The organism is Amycolatopsis sp. NPDC051716, assembly GCF_040681595.1.
In the GTDB taxonomy this organism is placed as follows: Bacteria; Actinomycetota; Actinomycetes; order Mycobacteriales; family Pseudonocardiaceae; genus Amycolatopsis.
Genome location: NZ_JBFAZA010000008.1, coordinates 203,396 through 224,101, shown reverse-complemented (window position 1 = coordinate 224,101; position 20,706 = coordinate 203,396). Strand labels below are relative to the sequence as shown.

General features: G+C 69.9%; 18 protein-coding genes and 1 pseudogene. 11 read left to right on the top strand and 8 right to left on the bottom strand.

Going from position 1 to position 20,706, the window contains the following annotated elements:
• Window positions 1-77: 77 nt before the first annotated feature.
• The gene (locus AB0M30_RS13615; protein WP_364583979.1) at window positions 78-1,139 is read left to right on the top strand and encodes a LacI family DNA-binding transcriptional regulator; all 1,062 of its coding nucleotides are present in this window, start codon (window positions 78-80) and stop codon (window positions 1,137-1,139) included.
• A 260-nt stretch (window positions 1,140-1,399) separates the two neighbouring features.
• Here AB0M30_RS13615 and AB0M30_RS13610 read toward each other — a convergent pair whose 3' ends face one another.
• Window positions 1,400-2,428, bottom strand: a complete 1,029-nt coding sequence (locus AB0M30_RS13610) for a LacI family DNA-binding transcriptional regulator (protein WP_364583779.1) — start codon at window positions 2,426-2,428, stop codon at window positions 1,400-1,402.
• A gap of 171 nt (window positions 2,429-2,599) precedes the next feature.
• Here AB0M30_RS13610 and AB0M30_RS13605 point away from each other — a divergent pair, with 171 nt between their 5' ends.
• From AB0M30_RS13605 to AB0M30_RS13590, 4 genes are read left to right on the top strand one after another with little or no spacing between them, the layout of a single operon-like run.
• On the top strand, window positions 2,600-3,538 hold the full coding sequence (locus AB0M30_RS13605) for a sugar ABC transporter permease (RefSeq protein ID WP_364583776.1): 939 nt from the start codon (window positions 2,600-2,602) through the stop codon (window positions 3,536-3,538).
• On the top strand, window positions 3,535-4,356 hold the full coding sequence (locus AB0M30_RS13600; RefSeq protein ID WP_364583773.1) for a carbohydrate ABC transporter permease: 822 nt from the start codon (window positions 3,535-3,537) through the stop codon (window positions 4,354-4,356). Before AB0M30_RS13605 ends, AB0M30_RS13600 begins: the two co-directional genes overlap by 4 nt.
• Window positions 4,353-6,947, top strand: coding sequence for a family 78 glycoside hydrolase catalytic domain (locus AB0M30_RS13595; RefSeq protein ID WP_364583770.1), 2,595 nt, complete (start codon window positions 4,353-4,355; stop codon window positions 6,945-6,947). Before AB0M30_RS13600 ends, AB0M30_RS13595 begins: the two co-directional genes overlap by 4 nt.
• Window positions 6,944-8,197 carry an extracellular solute-binding protein gene (locus tag AB0M30_RS13590; protein WP_364583768.1) on the top strand — a complete coding sequence of 418 codons (1,254 nt, stop codon included), beginning with the start codon at window positions 6,944-6,946 and terminating at the stop codon, window positions 8,195-8,197. The genes AB0M30_RS13595 and AB0M30_RS13590 overlap by 4 nt, the downstream gene beginning before the upstream one ends.
• Before the next feature lie 93 nt (window positions 8,198-8,290).
• Here AB0M30_RS13590 and AB0M30_RS13585 read toward each other — a convergent pair whose 3' ends face one another.
• Entirely contained in the window at window positions 8,291-8,800 is a 510-nt protein-coding gene (locus tag AB0M30_RS13585) for a nuclear transport factor 2 family protein (RefSeq protein ID WP_364583765.1), read from the bottom strand.
• An 88-nt stretch (window positions 8,801-8,888) separates the two neighbouring features.
• Window positions 8,889-10,067: an FAD-dependent monooxygenase gene (locus tag AB0M30_RS13580; protein ID WP_364583763.1), complete on the bottom strand. Its 1,179-nt coding sequence runs from the start codon at window positions 10,065-10,067 to the stop codon at window positions 8,889-8,891.
• 124 nt (window positions 10,068-10,191) lie between these two features.
• Between AB0M30_RS13580 and AB0M30_RS13575 the strand changes: the two genes are divergently transcribed.
• Window positions 10,192-11,091, top strand: coding sequence for a helix-turn-helix transcriptional regulator (locus tag AB0M30_RS13575; protein ID WP_364583761.1), 900 nt, complete (start codon window positions 10,192-10,194; stop codon window positions 11,089-11,091).
• A 214-nt stretch (window positions 11,092-11,305) separates the two neighbouring features.
• Complete coding sequence (locus tag AB0M30_RS13570) at window positions 11,306-11,584, top strand: MafI family immunity protein (protein WP_364583758.1); 279 nt, start codon at window positions 11,306-11,308, stop codon at window positions 11,582-11,584.
• A 212-nt stretch (window positions 11,585-11,796) separates the two neighbouring features.
• Here AB0M30_RS13570 and AB0M30_RS13565 read toward each other — a convergent pair whose 3' ends face one another.
• Window positions 11,797-12,627 carry a hypothetical protein gene (locus tag AB0M30_RS13565; RefSeq protein WP_364583756.1) on the bottom strand — a complete coding sequence of 277 codons (831 nt, stop codon included), beginning with the start codon at window positions 12,625-12,627 and terminating at the stop codon, window positions 11,797-11,799.
• A 495-nt stretch (window positions 12,628-13,122) separates the two neighbouring features.
• Here AB0M30_RS13565 and AB0M30_RS13560 point away from each other — a divergent pair, with 495 nt between their 5' ends.
• Window positions 13,123-13,596: a hypothetical protein gene (locus tag AB0M30_RS13560; RefSeq protein WP_364583754.1), complete on the top strand. Its 474-nt coding sequence runs from the start codon at window positions 13,123-13,125 to the stop codon at window positions 13,594-13,596.
• Between the two features lie 527 nt (window positions 13,597-14,123).
• Here the strand turns inward: AB0M30_RS13560 and AB0M30_RS13555 are convergent.
• Complete coding sequence (locus AB0M30_RS13555) at window positions 14,124-14,615, bottom strand: MarR family transcriptional regulator (RefSeq protein WP_364583752.1); 492 nt, start codon at window positions 14,613-14,615, stop codon at window positions 14,124-14,126.
• 117 nt (window positions 14,616-14,732) lie between these two features.
• On the opposite strand from AB0M30_RS13555, the gene AB0M30_RS13550 reads away from it, so the two are divergent.
• Genes AB0M30_RS13550 through AB0M30_RS13540 form a run of 3 tightly spaced genes read left to right on the top strand, consistent with a single transcriptional unit; the run spans window position 14,733 to window position 17,126 of the window.
• On the top strand, window positions 14,733-15,539 hold the full coding sequence (locus AB0M30_RS13550; RefSeq protein ID WP_364583750.1) for an MBL fold metallo-hydrolase: 807 nt from the start codon (window positions 14,733-14,735) through the stop codon (window positions 15,537-15,539).
• A 2-nt stretch (window positions 15,540-15,541) separates the two neighbouring features.
• On the top strand, window positions 15,542-15,952 hold the full coding sequence (locus tag AB0M30_RS13545) for a nuclear transport factor 2 family protein (RefSeq protein WP_364583747.1): 411 nt from the start codon (window positions 15,542-15,544) through the stop codon (window positions 15,950-15,952).
• Window positions 15,953-15,983: 31 nt separating this feature from the next.
• Window positions 15,984-17,126 (top strand): extracellular solute-binding protein, encoded by a 1,143-nt coding sequence (locus AB0M30_RS13540; RefSeq protein WP_364583744.1) that lies wholly within the window; start codon window positions 15,984-15,986, stop codon window positions 17,124-17,126.
• Between the two features lie 245 nt (window positions 17,127-17,371).
• On the opposite strand, the gene AB0M30_RS13535 is transcribed toward AB0M30_RS13540, so the two are convergent.
• The 3 genes and pseudogenes from AB0M30_RS13535 to AB0M30_RS13525 all read right to left on the bottom strand — a co-directional run bounded on the left by AB0M30_RS13535 (window position 17,372) and on the right by AB0M30_RS13525 (window position 20,619).
• Entirely contained in the window at window positions 17,372-18,922 is a 1,551-nt protein-coding gene (locus AB0M30_RS13535) for a carboxylesterase family protein (protein WP_364583741.1), read from the bottom strand.
• A 59-nt stretch (window positions 18,923-18,981) separates the two neighbouring features.
• Window positions 18,982-20,041, bottom strand: a pseudogene (locus AB0M30_RS13530) (CocE/NonD family hydrolase).
• The gene (locus AB0M30_RS13525; protein WP_364583739.1) at window positions 20,038-20,619 is read right to left on the bottom strand and encodes a TetR/AcrR family transcriptional regulator; all 582 of its coding nucleotides are present in this window, start codon (window positions 20,617-20,619) and stop codon (window positions 20,038-20,040) included. Before AB0M30_RS13525 ends, AB0M30_RS13530 begins: the two are co-directional and overlap by 4 nt.
• Between the last annotated feature and the right edge of the window lie 87 nt (window positions 20,620-20,706).

Here is a 20,706-nt window from a genome sequence, read left to right as displayed (position 1 = left end):
CAAGCGGTTGTCCCATACCGGCCACGCGCCGAGTGTTCGCCCTGGCCAGCGGGCGGCCCGGCCTGCACTAACATGGGCTGCGAGGTCCACGGCGTCGCGAGAGGAACGGTCGGCTGAACAGGGTCACGATTCGCGACGTCGCCGAGCTGGCGCGGGTCTCGCCGGCCTCGGTGTCGAACTACTTCCACAAGCCGCGCAAGCTGTCGGACGGCACCCGGCAGCGGATCCAGCGGGCCGTCGACGCGCTGGGGTTCGTCCCGAACGACGCTGCCCGCAGGCTCCGGACCGGCGTGAACCCGGTGATCGGCTACATCGCCTTCGAGCTCGCCGGGGCCACGACGCCCGAGATCGCCGCGGCCATCGAGCAGCGGGTGTCGGCCGAAGGCATGTACATGCTGATGGCCAACGACACCGGCTCCGAGCAGCGCGAGCGCAGCTACCTGCAGCTGTTCGCGAAACAACAGGTCAGCGGCGTGATCATCGCCCCGGTCGGCAACGTCGAGGCCGAGCTGGCCCGGATGCGCTCCTTCGGGATCGCCAGCGTGCTCAGCGCGCGCCGCGCGGAGTCGCCCGCACAGGCGTCGGTGTCGATCGACCACGTCGCCGGCGGCAAGCTGGCGGCGGCCCACCTGATCGAGCTGGGCCGCCGGCGCATCGGGTTCGTTTCGTCGTCGCTCGAGCTGAAGCAGGTGGCCGACCGGCTCAACGGCGCGCTGTCGGCGGTCCACGCGGCGCCCGGCGTCACCCTGGAAGTCCTCCCGGTGCCCGAGCGCTCGGTCGAGGCCGGGATCGCCTGCGCGAACGCGATCGCGAGCCGGCCCCCCGGCGCGCGTCCCGATGCGCTGTTCTGTGCGAACGACCTGCTGGCCATCGGGGTCGTCCAGGCCTTCGTGTCGTCGAAGGACGTCCGCGTGCCGGCCGACATCGCCGTCGTCGGCTACGACGACATCGAGTTCGCCCGGTCCACCATCGTGCCGCTCACCACCATCCGGACCCCGCACGCCGAGCTGGGCACCGCGGTGGCCGACCTGCTCTTCGCCGAGATCGACGCGCTCGGCTCGGCCGGAGACAGTGTCGCCGAGCCGCGTCCGCGGATCGAGTTCTCGCCCGAGCTGGTCGTGCGGGACTCCGCACGGTGAATCGTCCCGATGGTGGTGCCCGCCGTCATTCCGCGCGCCCACGTCGCCGCGCGCCGCGCTCGGGCTCGACAGCGATCTCGCCACCATCGTCGAGGCGTACCAGGCGGTCCTGGCGGCGATCGCCTCGATCGACCCGGAACGAGCCGCCGCACGACCCCGGTGGACGCCTGGGCGGCGGCTGCGCGATCCGCTGAGCCACGCGCCCTTGGACATCGTGGCAGCCATCGAGAAGGCCCTCGCCGCGCTCCCGGCAGCGGAGGTCAGCGCGGGGGAGCGGTGGTGCGCCGGGGAACCAGAGTCGGAGACAGCTTGATCTGGGCCGCGGGCCGCGTGCGATCGGCGATGCGTTCCAGCAGGAGCCGGGCGGCGGCGGTGCCGATGTGGTGCCCGGCCTGGTCGACGCTGGTGAGCGAAATCGGGCCGAGGGCAGCGAAACTCGTGTTGTCGTAGCCGGCGAGGGAAATGTCGTCGGGGACGGACAGACCCGCTTCGCTGAGCGCGGTCAGCACGCCCATGGCGACGATGTCGGCGCCCGCGAAGATCGCCGTCGGCCGGTCCGGGCGGGCGAGGATCTGCTGGGCGCCGCGGTAGCCGCCGTCCTGGGTGTAGCTGGTCGAGACGATGTCGACCGGCAAACCCCGGTCCAGCATGGCCTTCCGGTAGCCGTCGGCGCGGACCGCGTTGGGCATCTCGGCGAGCCGGGCCGGGTCGGTCTCGTGGTGCTCGATGTGGGCGATCCGGCGGTGGCCGAGGCCGGCGAGGTGGTCGACGACGAGTTCGGCGCCGGTCGTGTCGTCGTCGGTCACCGTGTCGTAGTGCGCCGACCGCGTGTGCCGCCCCACCACGACGGCCGGGACGGTCTTGGCCAGGCGTTCGAGGCGTGCCTTCGACATCACCGGGGCGATGAGGACGAGGCCGTCCATGCCCCGGTCGACCATCGCGTCGGTGAGCTTGGCTTCGTCCTTTTCGCTGTCGCAGCTGGGGCCGAGCAGCACGTGGTAGTCGGTGTCGCGCAGCGTGTCGGTGAGGCCGTCGAGGATCTCCGGGAAGAACGGGTTCCGGATGTCCGGCAGCATGACGCCGATGGTGTAGGTCTGGCCGCGCAGCCCCCGGGCGGCGGCGTACGGGCGGTAACCCAGCTCTTCGATCGCCTGCTGCACCTTCGCGCGCATCGCGGGGCTCGCGCCGTAGGCGTTGCGCAGGACTTTCGACACCGCGGTCGTCGACACGCCCGCGTGGCGCGCGACGTCGACGATCGTCACCCGCCGCTGCGGCTCTGCTCGATCCATGTGGGAAACGTTACCTGTCGCACGCAAGCCCGGAACCAGGTGTCTTGACTCACAACCGCGCGGCTTTTAAAGTCGTCCGCACCCCACAGTGGGCAACGTTACCCAAAGCCTTCGGAGCGCAAGCCGACGCACTGACCGTCAATTTGAAACGTTCAAACAAGGTGGGCGCCGATGACTGTCGCCATCAAGGAACCGCACACGAAGGTCTCGGCCGAACCGGCCCGCCGGCGCGGCCCGGTGGTCCGGCGGGGTGCCCCGTGGTGGTTCACCGTGCCGGCTCTGCTGCTGTTCGCGTTCGTGGTGCTGGTGCCCAGTGCCCGCGGCGTCTACTACGCCTTCACCGACTGGGACGGCCTCTCGCCGGGCTTCTCCTGGGTCGGGTTCGGCAACTTCGCCGAGATGGCGGACGATCCCGCGGCCACCCAGGCCCTCTGGCACACGCTGGTGATCGCCGTGGCGATCACGGTGATCCAGAACGGCGTCGGCCTGCTGCTCGCGCTCGGCGTCAACAGCGTGATCAAGTCCCGCAACGTCCTGCGAGTGCTGCTGTTCGCGCCGGCGGTGGTCACGCCGATCGTGTCCGCCTACCTGTGGCGCAACATCCTCGGCCCGGACGGCGCGGTGAACAGCCTGCTCGACGCGGTGGGCCTCGGCTCGTGGCGGCAGGACTGGCTCGGCGACCCGGACATCGCGCTGTGGTCGGTGGTCGGGGTGATCGTGTGGCAGTTCGCCGGCTATTCGATGGTCATCTTCCTGGCCGGGCTGCAGTCGGTGCCCCGCGAGATCCACGAAGCGGCGGCCATCGACGGCGCCGGTGCGGTCCGCCGGTTCTGGTCGGTGACGCGGCCGCTGCTCGCCCCGGCGTTCACGATCAACCTGATGCTGTCGATCATCGGCGGGATCAAGCTGTTCGACCAGGTCTACGCGCTGACCGGCGGCGGCCCGGGGCACGCGACCGACACGCTCTCGACCCTGATCTACAAGGACGCCTTCACGCTCGGGGAGTTCGGCTACAGCATCGCGCTCGCGGTAGTGCTGACGCTCGTCGTGTCGGTGGCCTCGGCCGGGCAGTACTTCGGGCTGTCGCGAGCTGAAAAGGCCGTGTCGTGAACCGCTACCGCGCCCGCACACTCATCCTCGAACTGGTGATGATCGCCGTCGGGCTGGTCTTCGCGTTCCCGGTGTACGTGCTGGTCAACCTGGCGATCCGGCAGCCGTCGGACACCTCGTCGCCGATCGCGCCGACCACCTCGCCGACCTTCGGCAACTTCACGCAGGCCTGGCAGCAGGGCGCGCTCGGCGGGGCGCTGGCCAACAGCGTCCTGGTCACCGCGGGGTCCGTGGTGATCATCCTCGCCGTCTCGGCGCTCGCGGCCTACCCGCTCGCCCGGGTGGCCGCCCGCTGGTCGCGGTGGACGTTCCTGCTGATCATGCTCGGCCTGGTGCTGCCGTTCCAGCTGGCCGCGCTGCCGCTCTACCAGACCATGCGCGACCTCGGCCTGCTCGGCACGCCGTGGGCACTGATCCTGTTCTACTCCGGGCTGCAGGTGCCGTTCACGACGTTCCTGTACGTCGGCTTCCTGCGCGCGGTCCCGCGCGAGTTCGAAGACGCGGCGCTGATCGACGGCTGCACCACCCTGCAGGGCTTCCGGTACGTCGTGCTGCCGATGCTCAAGCCGGTGACCGTGACCGCGCTGGTGCTCAACGCGGTCGCGGTGTGGAACGACTTCTTCACCCCGCTCCTGTATCTCAGCGGCGGCGCCCAGCAGACGCTGCCGGTCGCCATCGCCGGGTTCGTCGGGCAGTACGTATCCGACTGGAACCTGATCTTCGCCGCACTGGTGATCAGCATCGTGCCGATCCTGGTCGTCTACTTCGCCCTGCAACGCAGCATCATCAACGGTTTCGCCGGAGGGCTCAAAGGATGACGGACACGCTGACGCCGTACGGACTGCGCACCGAACAGTGCCACGAGCCCCTCGGGCTCGGCGAGCCGCGCCCGCGGCTGTCGTGGCGGCTGGCGAGCGACCGTCACGGCGCCGCGCAGAGCGCCTACCGGATCACCGCCGCCGAACGCGCGGCCGACCTCGGCGATCCCGCGCGGCTGCGGTGGGACAGCGGCCGCCGCGAATCCGGCGACGGCGTGCTGGTGCCGTGGGACGGCCCGGTCCTGCGCTCGGCCACCCGGTACCACTGGCGTGTCGAGCTCTGGGACGAGACGGGAGCCGCCGCGGGGACGGCGGAAAGCTGGTTCGAAACCGGCTTGCTGCACCGCGACGACTGGACGGCCGCCTGGATCGGCCGCGATCCGCACGCGCAGCCGGTGTTCGACCCGCCGACCGATCACGACCAGCCGCTCGGTGCGCCGCCGCTGAACCTGCGGCGGGAGTTCTCGCTGTCGCGGGAGCCGGTGCGGGCTCGGCTCTACGCCACCGCGCACGGCGTTTACGAGGCGTCGCTGAACGGTGCCCGCATCGGCGACGTCGAGCTGGCGCCGGGGTGGACCGAGTACCACCACCGGCTGCAGTACCAGACCTACGACGTCACCTCGCTGCTGCGGACCGGCGAGAACGTGCTGGGCGCGGTCGTCGCCGACGGCTGGTGGTCGGGGTTCGTCGGCTTCGACGAGCGGCGTCCCGCGCGCCACTACGGCGAACAGCCGGGGTTCTTCGCCCAGCTCGTCGTCGACTTCGCCGACGGCTCCCGCCAAGTGGTGGCCACGGACTCCGCCTGGACCGAGCGGCCGGGCGCGGTCCGGTTCGCGGACCTGCTGGTGGGTGAGCACGTCGACGCGTCCGTTGTGGACGGACCCGGTCAGCCGGTGGCCGTGCTCGGCGTCGAGCCGGGCCCGCTGGTGGCCGAGCCCGGCGAACCGATCCGCGTCACGCGCGAGGTGGCACCGATCTCCGTGGTGGAGCGGGAACCCGGCCGGTTCATCGTCGACTTCGGACAGAACCTCGTCGGCCGGGTGCGGCAGACCGTCCGCGACGGTGCCGCGGGACAACGGATTCTTTTCCGGCACGCCGAGATCCTCGACGACGGCGAGCTGTACGTGGCGAACCTCCGGCGGGCCACGGCGACCGACAGCTACGTGTGCGGTGGCGACCCCCTCGAAGTGTTCGAGCCGCGGTTCACCGTGCACGGCTTCCGGTACCTCGAAGTCAGCGGATACGCCCTCGCGGCGGACGACGTCGTGGCCCGCGTGTTGCACAACGACACGCCGTGGACCGGGAAGTTCGAGTGCTCCGACCCGATGGTCAACCAGCTGCAGGCCAACATTTCCTGGGGCCAGCGCGGCAACTTCGTCGCGGTGCCCACCGACTGCCCGCAGCGTGACGAACGCCTCGGCTGGCTCGGCGACGCCCAGATCTTCGCTCCGACCGCGAGCCGCAACGCCGACGTCTCCGCGTTCTTCGCCCGCTGGCTGGCCGATGTCGTCGACGGCCAGGACGCCGACGGTGCGTTCGGCGACGTCGCCCCGCGCATCGCGATGCCCCGCGAGGCGGCCCCGGCCTGGGGTGACGCGGGGGTGATCATCCCGTGGCACCTGTACCGCACCTACGGCGACCGCCGCGTGCTGGAGCGGTGTTTCGACGCGATGGTCGCCTGGGTGGCGCACATCCACCGCCACAACCCGAACCTGCGCTGGCGGAACCGGACCGGCAACTCGTACGGCGACTGGCTGCAGATCGACGTCACCACACCGCGTGACGTGGTTTCGACGGCCTACTTCGCGCGCAGCGCAGAGATCGTCGCCGACGCCGCCGAAGTGCTGGGACGGGCCGATCTCGCGGCCGGGCACCGGGCCCTGCACGCGGCGATCCGGGCTGCCTTCATCGAGTCCTATGTGGACGAAGATGGTGCGGTCGAGGGTAGCACGCAGACCGCCTACCTGCTGGCGCTGGCGTTCGGCCTGGTCCCGGAAGAGCTGGTCCCAGCCGCCGCCGACCACCTCGCCGCCGACGTCGAGAAGCGCGGCAACCGGCTCACGACCGGCTTCGTCGGGGTGGCGTTGCTGTGCCCGGTGCTGGCCGACCACGGCCGCGCCGACCTGGCGTATGCGTTGCTGCAGCAGGAGGAGTTCCCGTCGTGGGGCTACTCGATCCGCCACGGCGCCACCACGATCTGGGAACGCTGGGACGGCTGGACCGAGCACGGCGGCTTCCAGGCCGCGGCGATGAACTCGTTCAACCACTACAGCCTCGGCAGCGTGGGCGACTGGCTCTTCGGCCGCGTCGCCGGCATCGACCAGACGCCGGACTCCGTCGCCTACTCCGAACTCCTGCTGCGGCCCCTGCCCGGCGGCACGCTGACCTGGGCCCGGGCCGAGCAGGAAACCGCCCGCGGCCGGGTCGCCTGCGGCTGGTCCCTCGACGGCGACCGGATCACCGTCACCGCGGACGTCCCGCCGGGGGCCACCGCCGTGCTGGAAATCCCCGCCACCGGCCCGGCGAGCACCCACCGGCTGACCTCCGGCCACCACGTCGTCACCGCCACCTTCTCGAAGGAGCTGCCATGAACATCCGCCACGTCCTGCTCGCCGTGACGACCGGCGCCACGCTGGTCGCCTGCAGCGGCGGCACCAACGCCGCGAGCGGCGGCGGCGCGCAGACGCTCTCGCTGGCCTCGGTCGACCAGGGCTCGATCGAGGACGTCGTCAAGGCGTTCGAGGCGGCCAACCCCGGCGTGAAGGTGAACTTCACGACCAGTGGCGCCGACCAGTTCCAGCAGCAGATCCGCACCCAGCTCGCGTCCGGCACGGCCCCGGACGTGATGTCGGTGTGGCCGGGCAACGGCAACCCCGGCACGGTCACGGTCCTGGCCAAGGGCGGCTACCTCAAGGACCTGTCCGACCAGCCGTGGGTCGCGAAGTTCCCGAAGGTGGTCAGCGATGTCGCCCAGTACCAGGGCAAGACCTACAACGCGATCTACGGCATCAACGGCATCGGCGCGGTCTACAACCAGGAGGCGCTGAGCAAAGCGGGTCTGACGACGCCGACGACGTGGACCGAGCTGCTCGCGTTCTGCCGCGCGGCCAAGGAGAAGGGCACGCCTGCGTTCGCGCTCGGCATCCAGGACAACTGGGTCACCCAGGTCGCCCTGTACCCGCTGGCCGCCACCCTCGTCTACGGCCCGCAGCGCGACTTCGAGAAGAAGATGGCCGCCGGCCAGACGTCATTCGCGAGTTCGCCGTGGGCCGCCGCGTTCGCCGAGTACGGCGAGATGAGCCAAGCGGGGTGCTTCCAGGACAACCCGCTCGGCACCAGCTACGAGGCCAGCCAGAAGCTGGCCGCGACCGGCAGAACGCTGGGCATCATCCAGGGCAACTGGGTGATTTCGCTCCTCAAGAAACAGAACCCGGCCGGCACGTTCGTCCTCAAGCCGGTCCCGGCCACCGACAACCCGGCCCAGACCATCGTCCCCGCGGCGGCCGGCGCGGGCTACGGCGTCAACGCGAAAGCGAAGAACCCGGAACTGGCGATGAAGTTCATCAGCTTCGTGGAGTCGCCGCAGGGCATGAACCTGTTCGCGGAGAAGCAGGGTGGTCTCCCGGCACTGCCGGACACCGGCTACAAGCTGGACCCGTCGCTCACCGAGCTGTCGGCCTACCTCAACCAGAACAAGACGGTCCCGTTCATGGATCAGCTGTGGCCCAGCCCGAAGGTCCAGCAGACCATGCTCACCGGTATCCAGGAGATCTTCAGCAAGCAGTCGACCCCGGACAAGGTCCTGGCGGCGATGGACGCCGACTACAAGTCCGGTGCCTAAGCGTGGTGAGCAGCCTCGCACTGCTCGTCGGTGACCGTGCCGGTGTTCTTCGCCGGGCATGGAGGGGCATCCCGCCGCCGCTGCCGCAGCCCGTCAGGCGGTCGGCGGGGTCCAGGTGGCGGGCAGGCCGGACTGGGCGAGCAGGGTGGCGAGGCTGTAGTAGTCCCGGTCACTGACGATCAGGCCCTGCCGCAGTTCGAGAATCGTCGTGGCGGGCACCGCGAAGGGTGCCGGCGCGCCGTGGATCTGTCCTGAGTAGACGGTCTCGACGGCGATGTGGTCGCCGCCGCGGAACGACTCCTTGACCGTGACGTGCACGTTCGCGATCAACAGGTCGGTGCGCTGCTTCCAGGAGGCGACCCCGGCCCGGCCCGTCGAGACCACGTTGACGCCGAAGTCGGTGTAGGTGGCGTCGGGGGTGAACAGCTTCGCCAGCGCCTGCGGGTCGGTACCGTTCCACGCCGACGCCCAGGCCGACACAATGCCGGGACCCCCGTGCCCGGATTGGCGGTGGTCGGCGAACGCGCTGCCGCTCAGGGCGGTGACACCCACGACGGCGGCGGCGAGAACGGCCAGGACGCGCTTCACTGCGGAGATCTTCATGGTGGTTTCCTCACGGTGGTGAAAGGGACTGTGGTGAAAGGGGACGGGCAAGACGGCTAGCGCCGCGACCGGGACGCTGCCGGAGGCGTCACCGCGTGGTCCGTACGGTCCGGTAGTCGGGCAGGCGAAAAACTTCGGCTTCCTTGCTGGCGTCCCGGAGGGCGAGCTTGCGTCCCAAGGCGGTCGACAGGAACCGGTCGCGCAGCCAGATCGCCGCCCCGCTCGTGGGGACGAGCATCTTCACCGCCTTTCCCGCGCCCGCCTGACCGCGCCGGGCGTACGGGCGAAGACTGCTTTCGTACCTCGCGAACGCGGTCTCGAAATCGGGTCCCGCGGCCGCTATCTCGTGCGCCAGAACGTAGGCACCCACGACAGCGGTTCCCGTACCCATCCCGGTCAAGGTCGCTCCGCAGGCCGCGTCACCCAGCAACGCCACTCGCCCGTTCCGCCAGCGGGGTACGTCGACGCGGGCGATGGTGTCGCAGTACACGTCCGTTGCGCCCGCCAGACCGTCCAAAAGCGACGGCACGAGCCAGCCGTGGCCGGCGAACCTCCGCCGGAGTTCGCGCAACTGCTCCTCGAGATCCAAAGGGGCGGTTTCCGCCGCGTACAGGCACAGCACGTTGGCCCGGGACGGGTCCTCCGCGTCCGGGAAGACGCTGACCAGGGTCCCGGGAGCGTTGTGGACCAGGGTCTCGCCGTGCAGATCCGCCACCGCCGGGACGTCCCAGCCGGCGATGCGGTAGCCCAGGCCGGTGACGTAGTCCTCCTCCGGCCCGAAGGCGATGCGCCGCACTCCGGAGTGCATTCCGTCCGCGCCGATCACGAGGTCGAATCGCCGCGGGGAGCCGTGCAGGAATGTCACCTCGACGCCGTCCGCGTCCTGGACGATGCTCGTCATCTTGTCGCCGAAGACGTAATCGACGTGTTCCCGGCTTCGCTCGTAGAGCAACCGGGACAGGGCCGAGCGGGGAATCTCCAGATCTCCGCCGGTGAATTCCGGCGGCATCGTCAGGATGGTTTCCCCGGACTGACGGACGAAGCGGGTCGTCCGGCCACCTGTCCGGCTGCCGCGAACGGCCTCGAGAACCCCCATTCGCCGCAGGACCTCGAGGTGGGTCGCGCCCCGGAAATCGACGGCATAACCGCCGCGGCGCAGTGCCGGGGCGGCCTCCACCACCGTCGTCTCCCAGCCGGAACGGCCCAGCCAACCGGCGAGGGCCGGGCCCGCCACGCTGGCACCCGATATCAATATTCGTTTCGGCATCCTTCGAGCATGGCAACGCCGGGGGAGCGCAGCCACGGACTGCCGATCCGGGGCTACGGCACGCTCGCTGTGGCGGCCGTCCGGAGCCGGCCCGGTCCGGCGGCGGCGGCGGTAGCCTGGGATCATGACGCGGCAACCACCGGAGCGGCACGTGTCGCCTGGCTTGCGGATGGACCGTCCGGCGCTCGGTGACTTCCTGCGCCGGCGCCGGGAAGCCCTCACTCCGGCGGACGTCGGCCTCACCGCCGGCCACCGGCGTCGCACCCCCGGGCTGCGCCGGGAAGAGGTCGCTCAGCTGAGCGCGATGTCGGCCAACTACTACGAGCGGCTTGAGCAGGCTCGCGGCCCTCAACCGTCCGTGTCGGTGCTCAGTGCGCTGGCCCGGGCGCTTCGCCTGACCGGCGACGAGACCGGCCATCTCTACACCCTCGCCGGGCACGCGCCGCCCCGGCACCCGGTGTCCGGGCCCTCGCCGGCTGATCCCAGCCTGCTGACCGCGCTCCACTCGCTGGGGCCCACGACGATCGGCCTGATCACCGACGACCTCGGCGCCGTGCTGGCCCAGAACGCCCTCAGCGCCCGGATCTACGGCTCCTTCGCCGACGGGAGCGGCCTCGACCGGAACATCGTCTGGCGGTGGTTCGTCGATCAGGCCTGGCGTGACTCCGTCGCTCCTCCCGAAGAGCAGGAGCAGACCAGCCAGGCCTATGCGGCGGACCTGCGCCTGGCCGTCGGCGTGCGGGCCGCGGACCAGGCCTCCACACAGTTCGTCCGCCGGCTGCGGGCGGCCAGCGCCTCGTTCACCGAGTTGTGGGAGCGCCACCACGTAGGCCTGCTGCGGCCGGGCCCGAAGGTCATCCTTCACGCGCGTTCCCGGCTTGAGCTGCGCTGCGCCGTGCTTCCGGGCCAGGAACCGGGCCAGCGGCTGGTGCTGTTCCGGGCCGACCCCGGCGGCCCGACAGAGCGAGCACTGGCCGCGATCCAGCCGTTCGCCGATCTCGGGATGGTCCCGGAGCCGGGTTGAGCGGTCCGGCCACCGCGGCCGGCTCAGCGAGGACACCCACTCTTCGGCCGAGCCGAAGATCGTGGCGAGCCTTCGGCCGGTGTCGCGGGCGTCGGCCGCCGCCGTGGCCCGGCGGGCACGGGGTGCAGGACACCGGCAGTACGCGAGCCGGCCGAGGTTGGCCGCTCATCGGCAGGTGAGCGCGCCTACTGAGCTTTCTGGGACCATCATCCCGGTGAACAGCACTTGGTACGAAGAGATCGCTGCGTGCATGCGGGGTCTTAGCACCCGCCTTGGTGGCCGGCTCTCAGACGACCAGCAGCGTCAGGTGGCCGAGTTCATCGACGTCAACGAGTTCGGACTCGCCCTTGAGGCTCTTGCTGATTTTCTGTGCGAGGACGAGCAGCCGGTGTGGCCGGACGAACGCTCCGACATGCTCGAGCTTGCCCGTCGGATGCAGATCGATGGTCGGGTCGGTCGAGCACTGGCCCTCTGCCCCGGCGTCGCGACGTGACGCCACGCGCTCGTCGGCATGTGAGGACGTTGCAACGCTCGGTCAGCGGTATGACAGGACGTTATCGATCGCGTCCGCAGACGTACTTCACCGGCGACGTGTGGGACCTACGGTCGTTGGCGCCCAGCAACACCCGGGCCCTACGCATCAGCTACACAGGATTCTTCAATCAGGAAGCCGGCAAGAACCGGTCAGCGGTTACCCGGGCGTACTCAAAGCCGCAATCCGCGACCGGGCGCTAGACCGATCTCGAACTGTTGCCCACAGGCAATCGCCAGCGCTTCTCGGAGGCGCATGGATCGGGGCAGGTTGCCGCGTAGTGAGAATATGGCGTCCCGCAGTTGATGAAGCTGTTGCTCGACAGCAGGGGAAAGGTCTTCGACGTCGTTCTCGACTAGCCTGGCGGTGGCTTCGATCGCGAGCGGAAGCAGGTGCTCGCGCATGGGGATGACCGGCAGGAACGGGTTCGCTTCACCCCGCAGGATCGTGTCGAGCCGGGCTGCGGCGTCCGCTCGGATCCAGCTCAACTGCTGCTCGTACATGCGTGGTTTCACGTAGTCGTCGAGGAAACGCCATTGTGCGCACGTGCTGGCCCAATGTTCCTCCATGTCGACCAGAAATGAGAAATTGTGTGTCAAGAATTCATGCATAGTGGATAACGCGTCGACCAGAGCAGGAATATCCGGCGACGCCCCTTCGCGCACATCGGTCACTTGCTCGAGCCGGTCGAGAACTTGCGTGGTCAAGGAGTCGAGCGCGATGTCCAAGCGGTCGTGCGACCGACTCGAAGTCACACGGCGCACCCAACCCGCGAACGCGGCCAATGCGCCGTCGAACAGGCTCTGTGCATTGGATCGTTCCAGCTGTTCGGCTTGGTGTGCGGTGAACGACGCGAGGAAGAGCAACGCGAACGGGATTCCAAAGCAGGCTGATGTCACACCCGAGACGAGATTCGTCAGGAATGGCCGAGTCGTCCACCAGCCGAATTGATCCGCAGCGAAGCCGAGGGTGAGCAGGCAGACACCGACCAGCGGCAACGTCACCATGAGGACCTTCAGTGGCCGACTCGCCCGGTTCCACGAGTCGCTGACACTCAACTTGCCGAGAGACCTTTCCATGAAGATATCTCACTACATGAACCGGCCGGAGACTAGGGAGTGTAGCCGACTGCGCGCCAGAGGTAGCGAACCTTTGGCGAAGTAAAACACAAAACGCCAGATAGAGCGCTTGGAAACCCTGCTCGGGAAGCTGCCAGACCCCACAGCCACTCGGCCACCTGCGGACCGCCAAGGACCGAGCCTGCCCCGGCAATCTGGGCGGACGGTTGCGCGTTCGGCAGCCGGTGGGATGGTCAGAGCGCCGCTCGTGGTGGACGTGTCATGGTGTCGCGTTCGCCGGTCACGGGCAGCAGGACGGCGCGATGATCGGACTCGGCGGCATCGAGGGTCTGCCCGATGTGGGCACTTGGATCGCGCTCCGCGTCGATCCCGCGTACGTCGGTATCTCTCCCTACCCGGTCTGACCACGCGCCTGCCGCCTTGGACGTGCTCGAACCAAGACTGCATGCGCTGTCATCGGCATGTGAGGACGTTGCCACGCTCGGTCAGCGGTATGACAGGACGTTCATAGTTATCGGGTCGTTGTCGACGTGCTGGCTCGGCTCGCATGCTCAGGCCGATCACCCACGCGTACGAAGGGCGACCCGGCCGATCATCAGCGCACCGCACGTCCACCGGATCACCAAGTACGATCCCGCCGATCGCGACGACCGGGGCGCGTACCGCGGGTCCGAGGACGCGTCCGGCGACCACGGTTCGGTGGAGGTCGCCTACCTCGCCGCCGTGAAAGCGTTCACCGAGGACTCCGGTGTGACCGGGCTGACCATCCGCGACCCCGCGGTCAGCGGAGTCGTCCACTTCGGAGTAAAGCCGCCCGTCGACGACCACGGCTGCACGGGCTCGGCTACGACCGGTACATGCGGTCGGAAGCGCGCAACCGTGCGGTCGCGCTGACTGCCGCGAGCGGCTTGTTCGTCGAGCCGCTCGACGGCTCGCCCTACGGCCCGGGTGGCGGCGGGCCGTACGAGTCGCGTCCGGCGGACGCGGCGTTCCGGGCCGAGGTGGCGGCACTCACGGCACAGCACGGCAGGGTGCTGTTGGAGGAGCAGAGCGTCGGCGACCACTCCCGTTGGCCTCGACTCACCGCCGACGACCTCGACCGTGCCCGCCGACCGCCCGGACGACCCGGCGTGGCCAGGCGACGTCGTGGTGACCCGCGAGATCACGCTGACCGGCGCGTTCCGCTGCTTCGACACCGACTTCGACGAAGGTCTCGAGCTGCTCGCAGCCGGACTGCGGGTCGACCCGGTCGGCACGCACAGGTTTCCCGCCGACGCGATCGCGGCCTTCGACGTCGCCGGTGATCGTGCGGTGGCCTCCGAAGGTTTGCTCGACTTCGCGGGCGGCTGGCGAGCGAAGGGGACCGCAACGACGACGGCGACCAGCAGCGGCAACTCGTCGACGCGTCCTGGCGCCAAGTGTCAGCGGCGCCAGGGCAGGCTGGCGTCCGCGGGGCGGTCCGGGCCGGTCAAGCCCGTGAGGATCGTCTCGCAGACCTCGCCGAAGGCGCGGACCTGGTCGGGGCTGAGCCGGTCGAACACTGCGGCGCGCACGGTGGCGACGTGGCCGGGGGCGGCGCGCTCCAGCAGCGCCAGGCCGGCGTCGGTCATCACGGCGAGCTGGCCGCGCTTGTCGCCCGGACTGCCCTCGCGGCGTACCCAGCCCTCGTCCTGCATGCGGCTGATGGTGTAGGTCAGGCGGCTGCGGGCGACCTTCAGGTGCTCGGCGAGGTCGGTCATCCGCAGCCGTCGCTCGGGCGCTTCGGAGAGGAACACCAGCACTGAGTAGTACAGGTGACTCAGCCCGGCGTCGTGCCGTAACCGCTGGTCGAGGGTGTCCTCCAGCAGCAGGCTGAGATCCCGGTAGGCACGCCACACACGCTGCTCCTCCGCGGTCAGCCACCTGGTTTCCATGAGCTCAGCCTACCAGGTACGTGAAATTTGAAGTAAGAACTTGAAATTTAAAGTACCTTGGCCTAGTGTCGGAGGTGCTTCAAAATTGCAGTATTCGTCCCTCTCGAGAGCGAGCTCATGGCCACATTGGACTTCACTGGCTTCGACCTGGACTTTCCGGTCGGCAGCAAGAACAAGACCGCCACCCTCGTGGCCGGCGAGGACGAGGCGCTGCTGGTCGACGCCGGGTTCACCCGCGCCGACGGCCACCGGCTCGCCGCCGCGGCGCTGGACTCCGGCAAGACCCTGACCACCGTGTTCGTCAGCCACGGCGACCCCGACTTCTACTTCGGCGCCGAAGTGCTCGCCGACGCCTTCCCGGACGCGGTGTTCCTCGCCACCCCGCCCGTCATCGAGCACATCCAGCACTCCTACGAGGGCAAGCTCAAGGCCTGGGACGCCCTCGGCGCGAACCTGCCCACCCGCCTCGTCGACCTCCGGCCGCTGACCGGCGACCTCACCCTGGAAGGCCACCGGTTCGAGCTGCGTGGCGGGCCGGCCGCGCTGCCCGACCGGCACTACCTGTGGCAGGCCGACCAGCGCGTGATCCTCGGCGGAGTGCTGTTGTTCGCCCGTGAGCACGTGTGGGTCGCGGACACGCCCCAGCCCGAGCAGCGCGCCGCCTGGATCGCCCTGCTGGACGAGATGGCCGCCCTGGCACCGGAACTGGTCGTGCCCGGCCACCGCCTGCCCGGCGCCCCGGCCGACGCTTCCGCCATCGCCGGCACCCGCGAGTACCTGCTCGCGTTCGAGGAGGAACTCGCCACGGCCGCCGACAGCGCGGCCCTCACCGACGCGCTCGTGCGACGGTTCCCCGGCCACGGGATGCTGATCGCCGCGCAGATCGGCGCCAAGGTCGCCACCGGCGAAATGAGCTGGGGCTGACCATGTCCGACTTCGCCACCTCCCCCGCCCCCGCCGACGTCGTGCGCCGCCAGTACCTCGCCTCCGCGGCCGGCGACCTGGACGCCCTGCGCGCCACCCTCGCCCCCGACGTGGAGTGGACCGAAATGGCCGGCTTCCCCCTCGCCGGCACCTACCGCACGCCCGAGGGTGTCACCGCCGACGTCATGGAAAAGCTCGCCGCCGAGTGGGAGAGCTGGACCGCCCACGACGACACCTACGTCGTCGACGGGGAGAACGTCGTCGTCCTCGCCCGCTACACCGCCGTGAACAAGGCCACCCGCAAGCCGATCGACGTCCGCGTCGCCCACCACTTCACCGTGCGCGGCGGCGCGATCGTCCGCTTCGAACAGTTCACCGACACCGCGCTGGTCCTCGCCGCGATGACCGCCTGACCGGTTCCGTCAACAGAGAGGTTTCTTCACCATGACCAGTTCCTTCAGCAGGCGACGTGCTCTGGCCGCCGGAGCCGGCGTCGGCGCCGCCTTCGGCCTCGGTGCCTTCGGCGCCGCCTCCGCCTCGGCTTCGCCGGCCGCGTCAGGACACGCCGGGCCCGAGGAGACCAGGACGCTCGACGAGCTGTACCAGGCGGCGCTCGCGGAAGGCGGCAAGCTCGTCATCTACGCCGGCGGCGACACCCCGACCCAGCAGGACGCGACCAAGGCGGCCTTCAAGGCCCGCTTCCCGGGCATCGCCCTGACGCTGATCGTCGACTACAGCAAGTACCACGACGTCCGCGTCGACAACCAGCTCGCCACCGGCACCCTCGTCCCCGACCTGGTCCAGCTGCAGACCGTGCAGGACTTCGTGCGCTGGAAGGAACAGGGCCGCCTGCTGCCCTACAAGCCCGCCGGTTTCTCCAAGGTCTACGACGCGTTCAAGGACCGTCAGGGCGCGTGGGTCGCGGTGTCGGCGCTCGCCTTCAGCTTCATGTACGGTCCCGCCGCGGTCGGCTCGGCCGCACCGCGCACCCCGCTCGACCTGGTCGACCCGAAATGGCGGGGCAAGATCGCCTCGTCCTACCCCCACGACGACGACGCGGTCCTCTACCTCTACTCGCTCTACGCCCAGACCTACGGCTGGGACTGGGTGGCCAAGCTGGCCACCCAAGACGTCCGGTTCGCCCGCGGCAGCAACTCACCTGGCGACGCGGTGAGCGCCGGGCAGAAGGCGATCGGCATCGGCGGCGCGGGCTCGCTGACCGCACCGGCGTCGTCGCCCACGCGGTTCGTGGTCGCCGACGGGCACCCGTTCATGGCCTGGGGCCAGCGGGCCGCGATCCTGGCGCAGGCCAAGAACCCGACCGCCGCCAAGCTCTACCTGAACTGGCAGCTGTCGACGGCCCAGCAGCAGGCGTCCTTCAACGGCTGGTCGGTCCGCACGGACGTCACACCGCCGACCGGTCTGAAGCCGCTCTGGGAATACCCGAACGCCCACCTCGACGGCTTCCCCCGCTTCATGGCCGACCGCGCCCAAATCGAGCGCTGGAAGCAGACCTTCGCCCTGTACTTCGGCGAGGTCAAGGGCGACCCCACACCCGGCTGGCCCGGACTGCACCCCGGCTCCTGAGCCGACGGTCCAGGCGCCCGGACGCTGATCTGGTTTTCGGCCAGCGGGACGCCTGCACCGGCACACGCCGGTGCAGGCGTGCCGGGTCCGGGTGTCTCCGGTCTCAGCTGTGGTGGCGTACTCCCATTCGGCCTCGGTCGGCACCCGGTCAAGGCGCAGTGGGCATGGGCGTCGGTGGTCGGTTCACCAGAGCGGAGCCGCGGGTGCGAGAGCTGGTCACCGATCAGCTGATCCTCGACGGGTAGCTACGGCAACAGCGGCAACGGCGCCAAAACGTCGCGCTCCCAGAGTTGCCGCGAGCTTTCCTCGGGGTACGCCGTGACCGTGGGTCGTGCGTCGAAGACTTGGGTCAGGCGGTGGTCGGTGTCGAACGCGGGCCAGCCCGGGTCGCCGGTGGTGGCGAAGGAGATCCAGGCCGCGCGCATGCGCGCCGACAGCTCCACCGTCTCGACCGAAGGCGTCGGGCCGCCCAACAACATCCGCGCAAATCGACTCTCGAAATCGCCGAACACCAACGGCTGGTCCAGGCCGTGGCACGCACCGAGCAGTCCACCCGCGCCCGGCGCGGGCCAGGCCAGTTCGTAGAAGTGGGTTCGCCCACCGCCGTCCGCGTGGGCCTGCGCCAGCCGCAGCGTAGGCATGCGAAACAGCCAGTCGGACTGGACCCATTCCCAGAGTTGTTCGGCCGTGGCGTCCGGGAAGGCAGCGCGGTAGGCCTTGTCGGCGTCCGTGCCGGGGCCGAAGACCCCGAGCACCCGGGCTGCTTCCCGGTCGTCGATCGCGCCCAGTTTCCCGGACGCGAACAGGAACAGCCGGTACTCGTCGCGGTTGTGCCCGGCGATCAGCTCGACGTCGCGTCCCACGCCGGCGGCCAAGGCCTGGTACGGGGTGGCCGGGAGCACGTCGCCGTCCACGTTCGGGACGAAGAACGTGAGGTGTGCGGCCATCGGCCCCCATCTGTCGAGGTACTGGCGCTGGGTCGCGGCAGTCTCCTCGCCGGCCAGCGCAAGGTCGTCCGGGTCCAGTGTGGACAGATCGGCGACGGTAGGTCGCCTGCCACGTCGGCCCGCGATGGCGGTGGTGATGTCGGTGGCCAGCTCAGGTGAGAGGAAAGGGCCGCCGAAACTCTGCGCGATGGCGCGGCGGAACAGTCCCGCGGCGGCGGGCATCGCCATGAGCGTACCGACGGAGCTGCCACCGGCCGACACTCCGAAGACGGTGACCCGGTCCGGGTCGCCGCCGAACGCGGCGATGTTGTCCCGCACCCATTCCAGCGCGGCGATCTGGTCGAGCAGGCCGCGATTGGGCGGGGCGCCCTCGATGGCGGCGAAGCCTTCGACGCCGAGCCGGTAGTTCAGGCTGACCAGCACCAGGTTGCCCTCCCGAGCGATCCGGGCGTTGGCCAGGAGGTCCGCGCCGGACCCCATTTTGTACGCCCCGCCGTGGATCCACACCATCACCGGGAGGTGCGCGACGCGATCCGGGGCCGGTGTCCACACGTTGAGCGTGAGCCAGTCGTCGCCGGTCGATCGCGGGGGAGAGCCCTCGCCGAGGCCGAGGTTCCGGAAGCCCGCGAAGTCCTGTGGCGCGGGCGGGCCGAAGGCAACCGCGTCGCGCACCCCGTCCCACGGGGACACGGGCTGAGGCGCGGCGAACCGCGCGGCACCGACCGGGGGTGCGGCATACGGGATGCCCAGGAAGGCGGCGAGCCGGCTCTCCCAGCGTCCGCGCACCGTTCCGGCGGTGGTGCGGATCTCGGGCTCGGCATTCGACCGCTGCGTCGCGTCAGCTGTCATCGTCTGCTCTCTCAGCGTTGTGAAGGTCTCATCAGGCACACGATTGTGGGTATTCGTCCTCAGGCTGACCCGAGGACCGGAAGCGTGATGGCGGACGGCCGATCTGGTCCGAAGTGGACGGTCTGGTCGGCGGCGAGCAGCGTGGTGGCGGTAGCTCGCGACTCGCCGGTCCCGGGATTGCGGGCGTACCGCGGGAAAGCGCCGCCGGCGACCTGGACGCGAATGCGATGCTCGCGCCGGAAGCGGTACGCCGTCGGCCACAACGTCACGGAGACGCCCTGTGGTTCGGCGGCGTCGGAGAGGCTCACCAGGCCGTCGCACACGTTCCACGACCGGCCGTCCTGGTCGACGTCGCAGAGCCGCACGAACACGTCGGCGTGCGGCAGGCTGGAGGAGAACCAGATTTCGGCGCTGACCTCACCGACGACCTCGACGTCCTGGGCGAGTACCGGTGTGGTGTAGGTGAGCACGTCCGCGCGGGCCTCGAGTTCGGTGTTCTCGGCCCGTCCGGCGGCACCCACGGCCAGCCGCACGCCGCCGGCCGTCGGGGTGGGGTCGGCCGGGTCGTAGCGGTAAGTGTCCACCGAGGACTCAGCAGGTGGCTCCGAAGTCAGCGCACCCGCGGCACCGAGGTGGAAACGCTGTGGCGAGTACCCGGCCGGTGGCCAGGAGTCGAACGAGCGCCACGCGTCCTCGCCCAGCACGTACAGCCGGACCGGCGCGCGGTGTGGCGGCTGGACGCCGCGGGCGTGGGCGAGACCGAAGTTCACCGCCTCTTCGACCGGCGTGCCAGTCGAGGGTCGCGAGCCCGTCCGCGCGTTCCTGGCGCATCGGGTCGAACGTGCCACCGGAGCCGAAGCCGCCGCGCACACTCTGGATCACCACCTGGTATCCGCGCTCGGCCAGCGGCCTGGCCAGGATCGTGCCGTACATGCCCCGGCCGTAAGGGGTGCGGAGCAACGCCGTCGGCAGCCCGTCGCCACCGGTCCGCGGCAGCCACCGGTCCGCCAGCAGCTCGACGCCGTCCGGCATCGGGATGCGCAGGTTCCGCTGGACGCTGACCTTCCGCGCCACCGGGGGGTCGAGCTGGAGCTTGCGCAGGATCAGGCGGCTGATCATCGGTCCTCCCCGCCGAACCGGCCGAGCACGTTCATCAGCCGGTCGGTGCATGCTTCCGGGTCGTGCGCGCCGTCGACAACCCAGGCCGTGACGAACGAGCCGGCGCCGCCGGTGATGAAGGCGGCGAGGTCGTCGGCGGCCTGGGTCGTGAGCCGGTGGCCGTGCCTGCGTTCGATGACCCGCCGGTTGATCGGCAGGAGCAGGCTGAACAACCCGCGGTTCAGGGCGAATGCGCAGGAACCGGTCAGCAGGGCGCGGTAGAACTTCCGGTGCCCGGCGAAGTGCCGGGCCATGGCGAGGGTGCGGGCGCGCGCGTCCGCCGGCTGTGCGGTGTCACCGAGCAGCGGCAGCAGCTCACGCCTCGCGAGATCGAGCCCTGCCTCCAGCAGCACGGTGTCGAGGTCGCCGAAGTGCTGGTAGACGACCCGGCGGCTGACGTCCGCCGCCTCGGCGATCTCGGAAACCGTGACCGCCGTCGTGCCACGCTCGCCGACCAGAACCAACGCGGCCCGCAGCACGGCGGCGCGGGTGCGGCGCACCCGCGGATCGCGTGCGGGCTCGGCCTCGTACAAGTCCATGCAAAGATCATGCGCACCTGTTACTAAGTAGTCAAGTGTTACTTATCTTCGGACTTGGGCAGGAGCGGTTCATCGCCAAGGTCTCCG

Coding starts and splice junctions, on each gene's coding strand:
- AB0M30_RS13540 (WP_364583744.1), top strand. CDS start 15,984: ATGACCAGTTCCTTCAGCAGGCGACGTGCTCTGGCCGCCGGAGCCGGC.
- AB0M30_RS13545 (WP_364583747.1), top strand. CDS start 15,542: ATGTCCGACTTCGCCACCTCCCCCGCCCCCGCCGACGTCGTGCGCCGC.
- AB0M30_RS13610 (WP_364583779.1), bottom strand. CDS start 2,428: ATGGATCGAGCAGAGCCGCAGCGGCGGGTGACGATCGTCGACGTCGCG.
- AB0M30_RS13580 (WP_364583763.1), bottom strand. CDS start 10,067: ATGCCGAAACGAATATTGATATCGGGTGCCAGCGTGGCGGGCCCGGCC.
- AB0M30_RS13575 (WP_364583761.1), top strand. CDS start 10,192: ATGACGCGGCAACCACCGGAGCGGCACGTGTCGCCTGGCTTGCGGATG.
- AB0M30_RS13595 (WP_364583770.1), top strand. CDS start 4,353: ATGACGGACACGCTGACGCCGTACGGACTGCGCACCGAACAGTGCCAC.
- AB0M30_RS13525 (WP_364583739.1), bottom strand. CDS start 20,619: ATGGACTTGTACGAGGCCGAGCCCGCACGCGATCCGCGGGTGCGCCGC.
- AB0M30_RS13605 (WP_364583776.1), top strand. CDS start 2,600: ATGACTGTCGCCATCAAGGAACCGCACACGAAGGTCTCGGCCGAACCG.
- AB0M30_RS13585 (WP_364583765.1), bottom strand. CDS start 8,800: ATGAAGATCTCCGCAGTGAAGCGCGTCCTGGCCGTTCTCGCCGCCGCC.
- AB0M30_RS13535 (WP_364583741.1), bottom strand. CDS start 18,922: ATGACAGCTGACGCGACGCAGCGGTCGAATGCCGAGCCCGAGATCCGC.
- AB0M30_RS13555 (WP_364583752.1), bottom strand. CDS start 14,615: ATGGAAACCAGGTGGCTGACCGCGGAGGAGCAGCGTGTGTGGCGTGCC.
- AB0M30_RS13550 (WP_364583750.1), top strand. CDS start 14,733: ATGGCCACATTGGACTTCACTGGCTTCGACCTGGACTTTCCGGTCGGC.
- AB0M30_RS13590 (WP_364583768.1), top strand. CDS start 6,944: ATGAACATCCGCCACGTCCTGCTCGCCGTGACGACCGGCGCCACGCTG.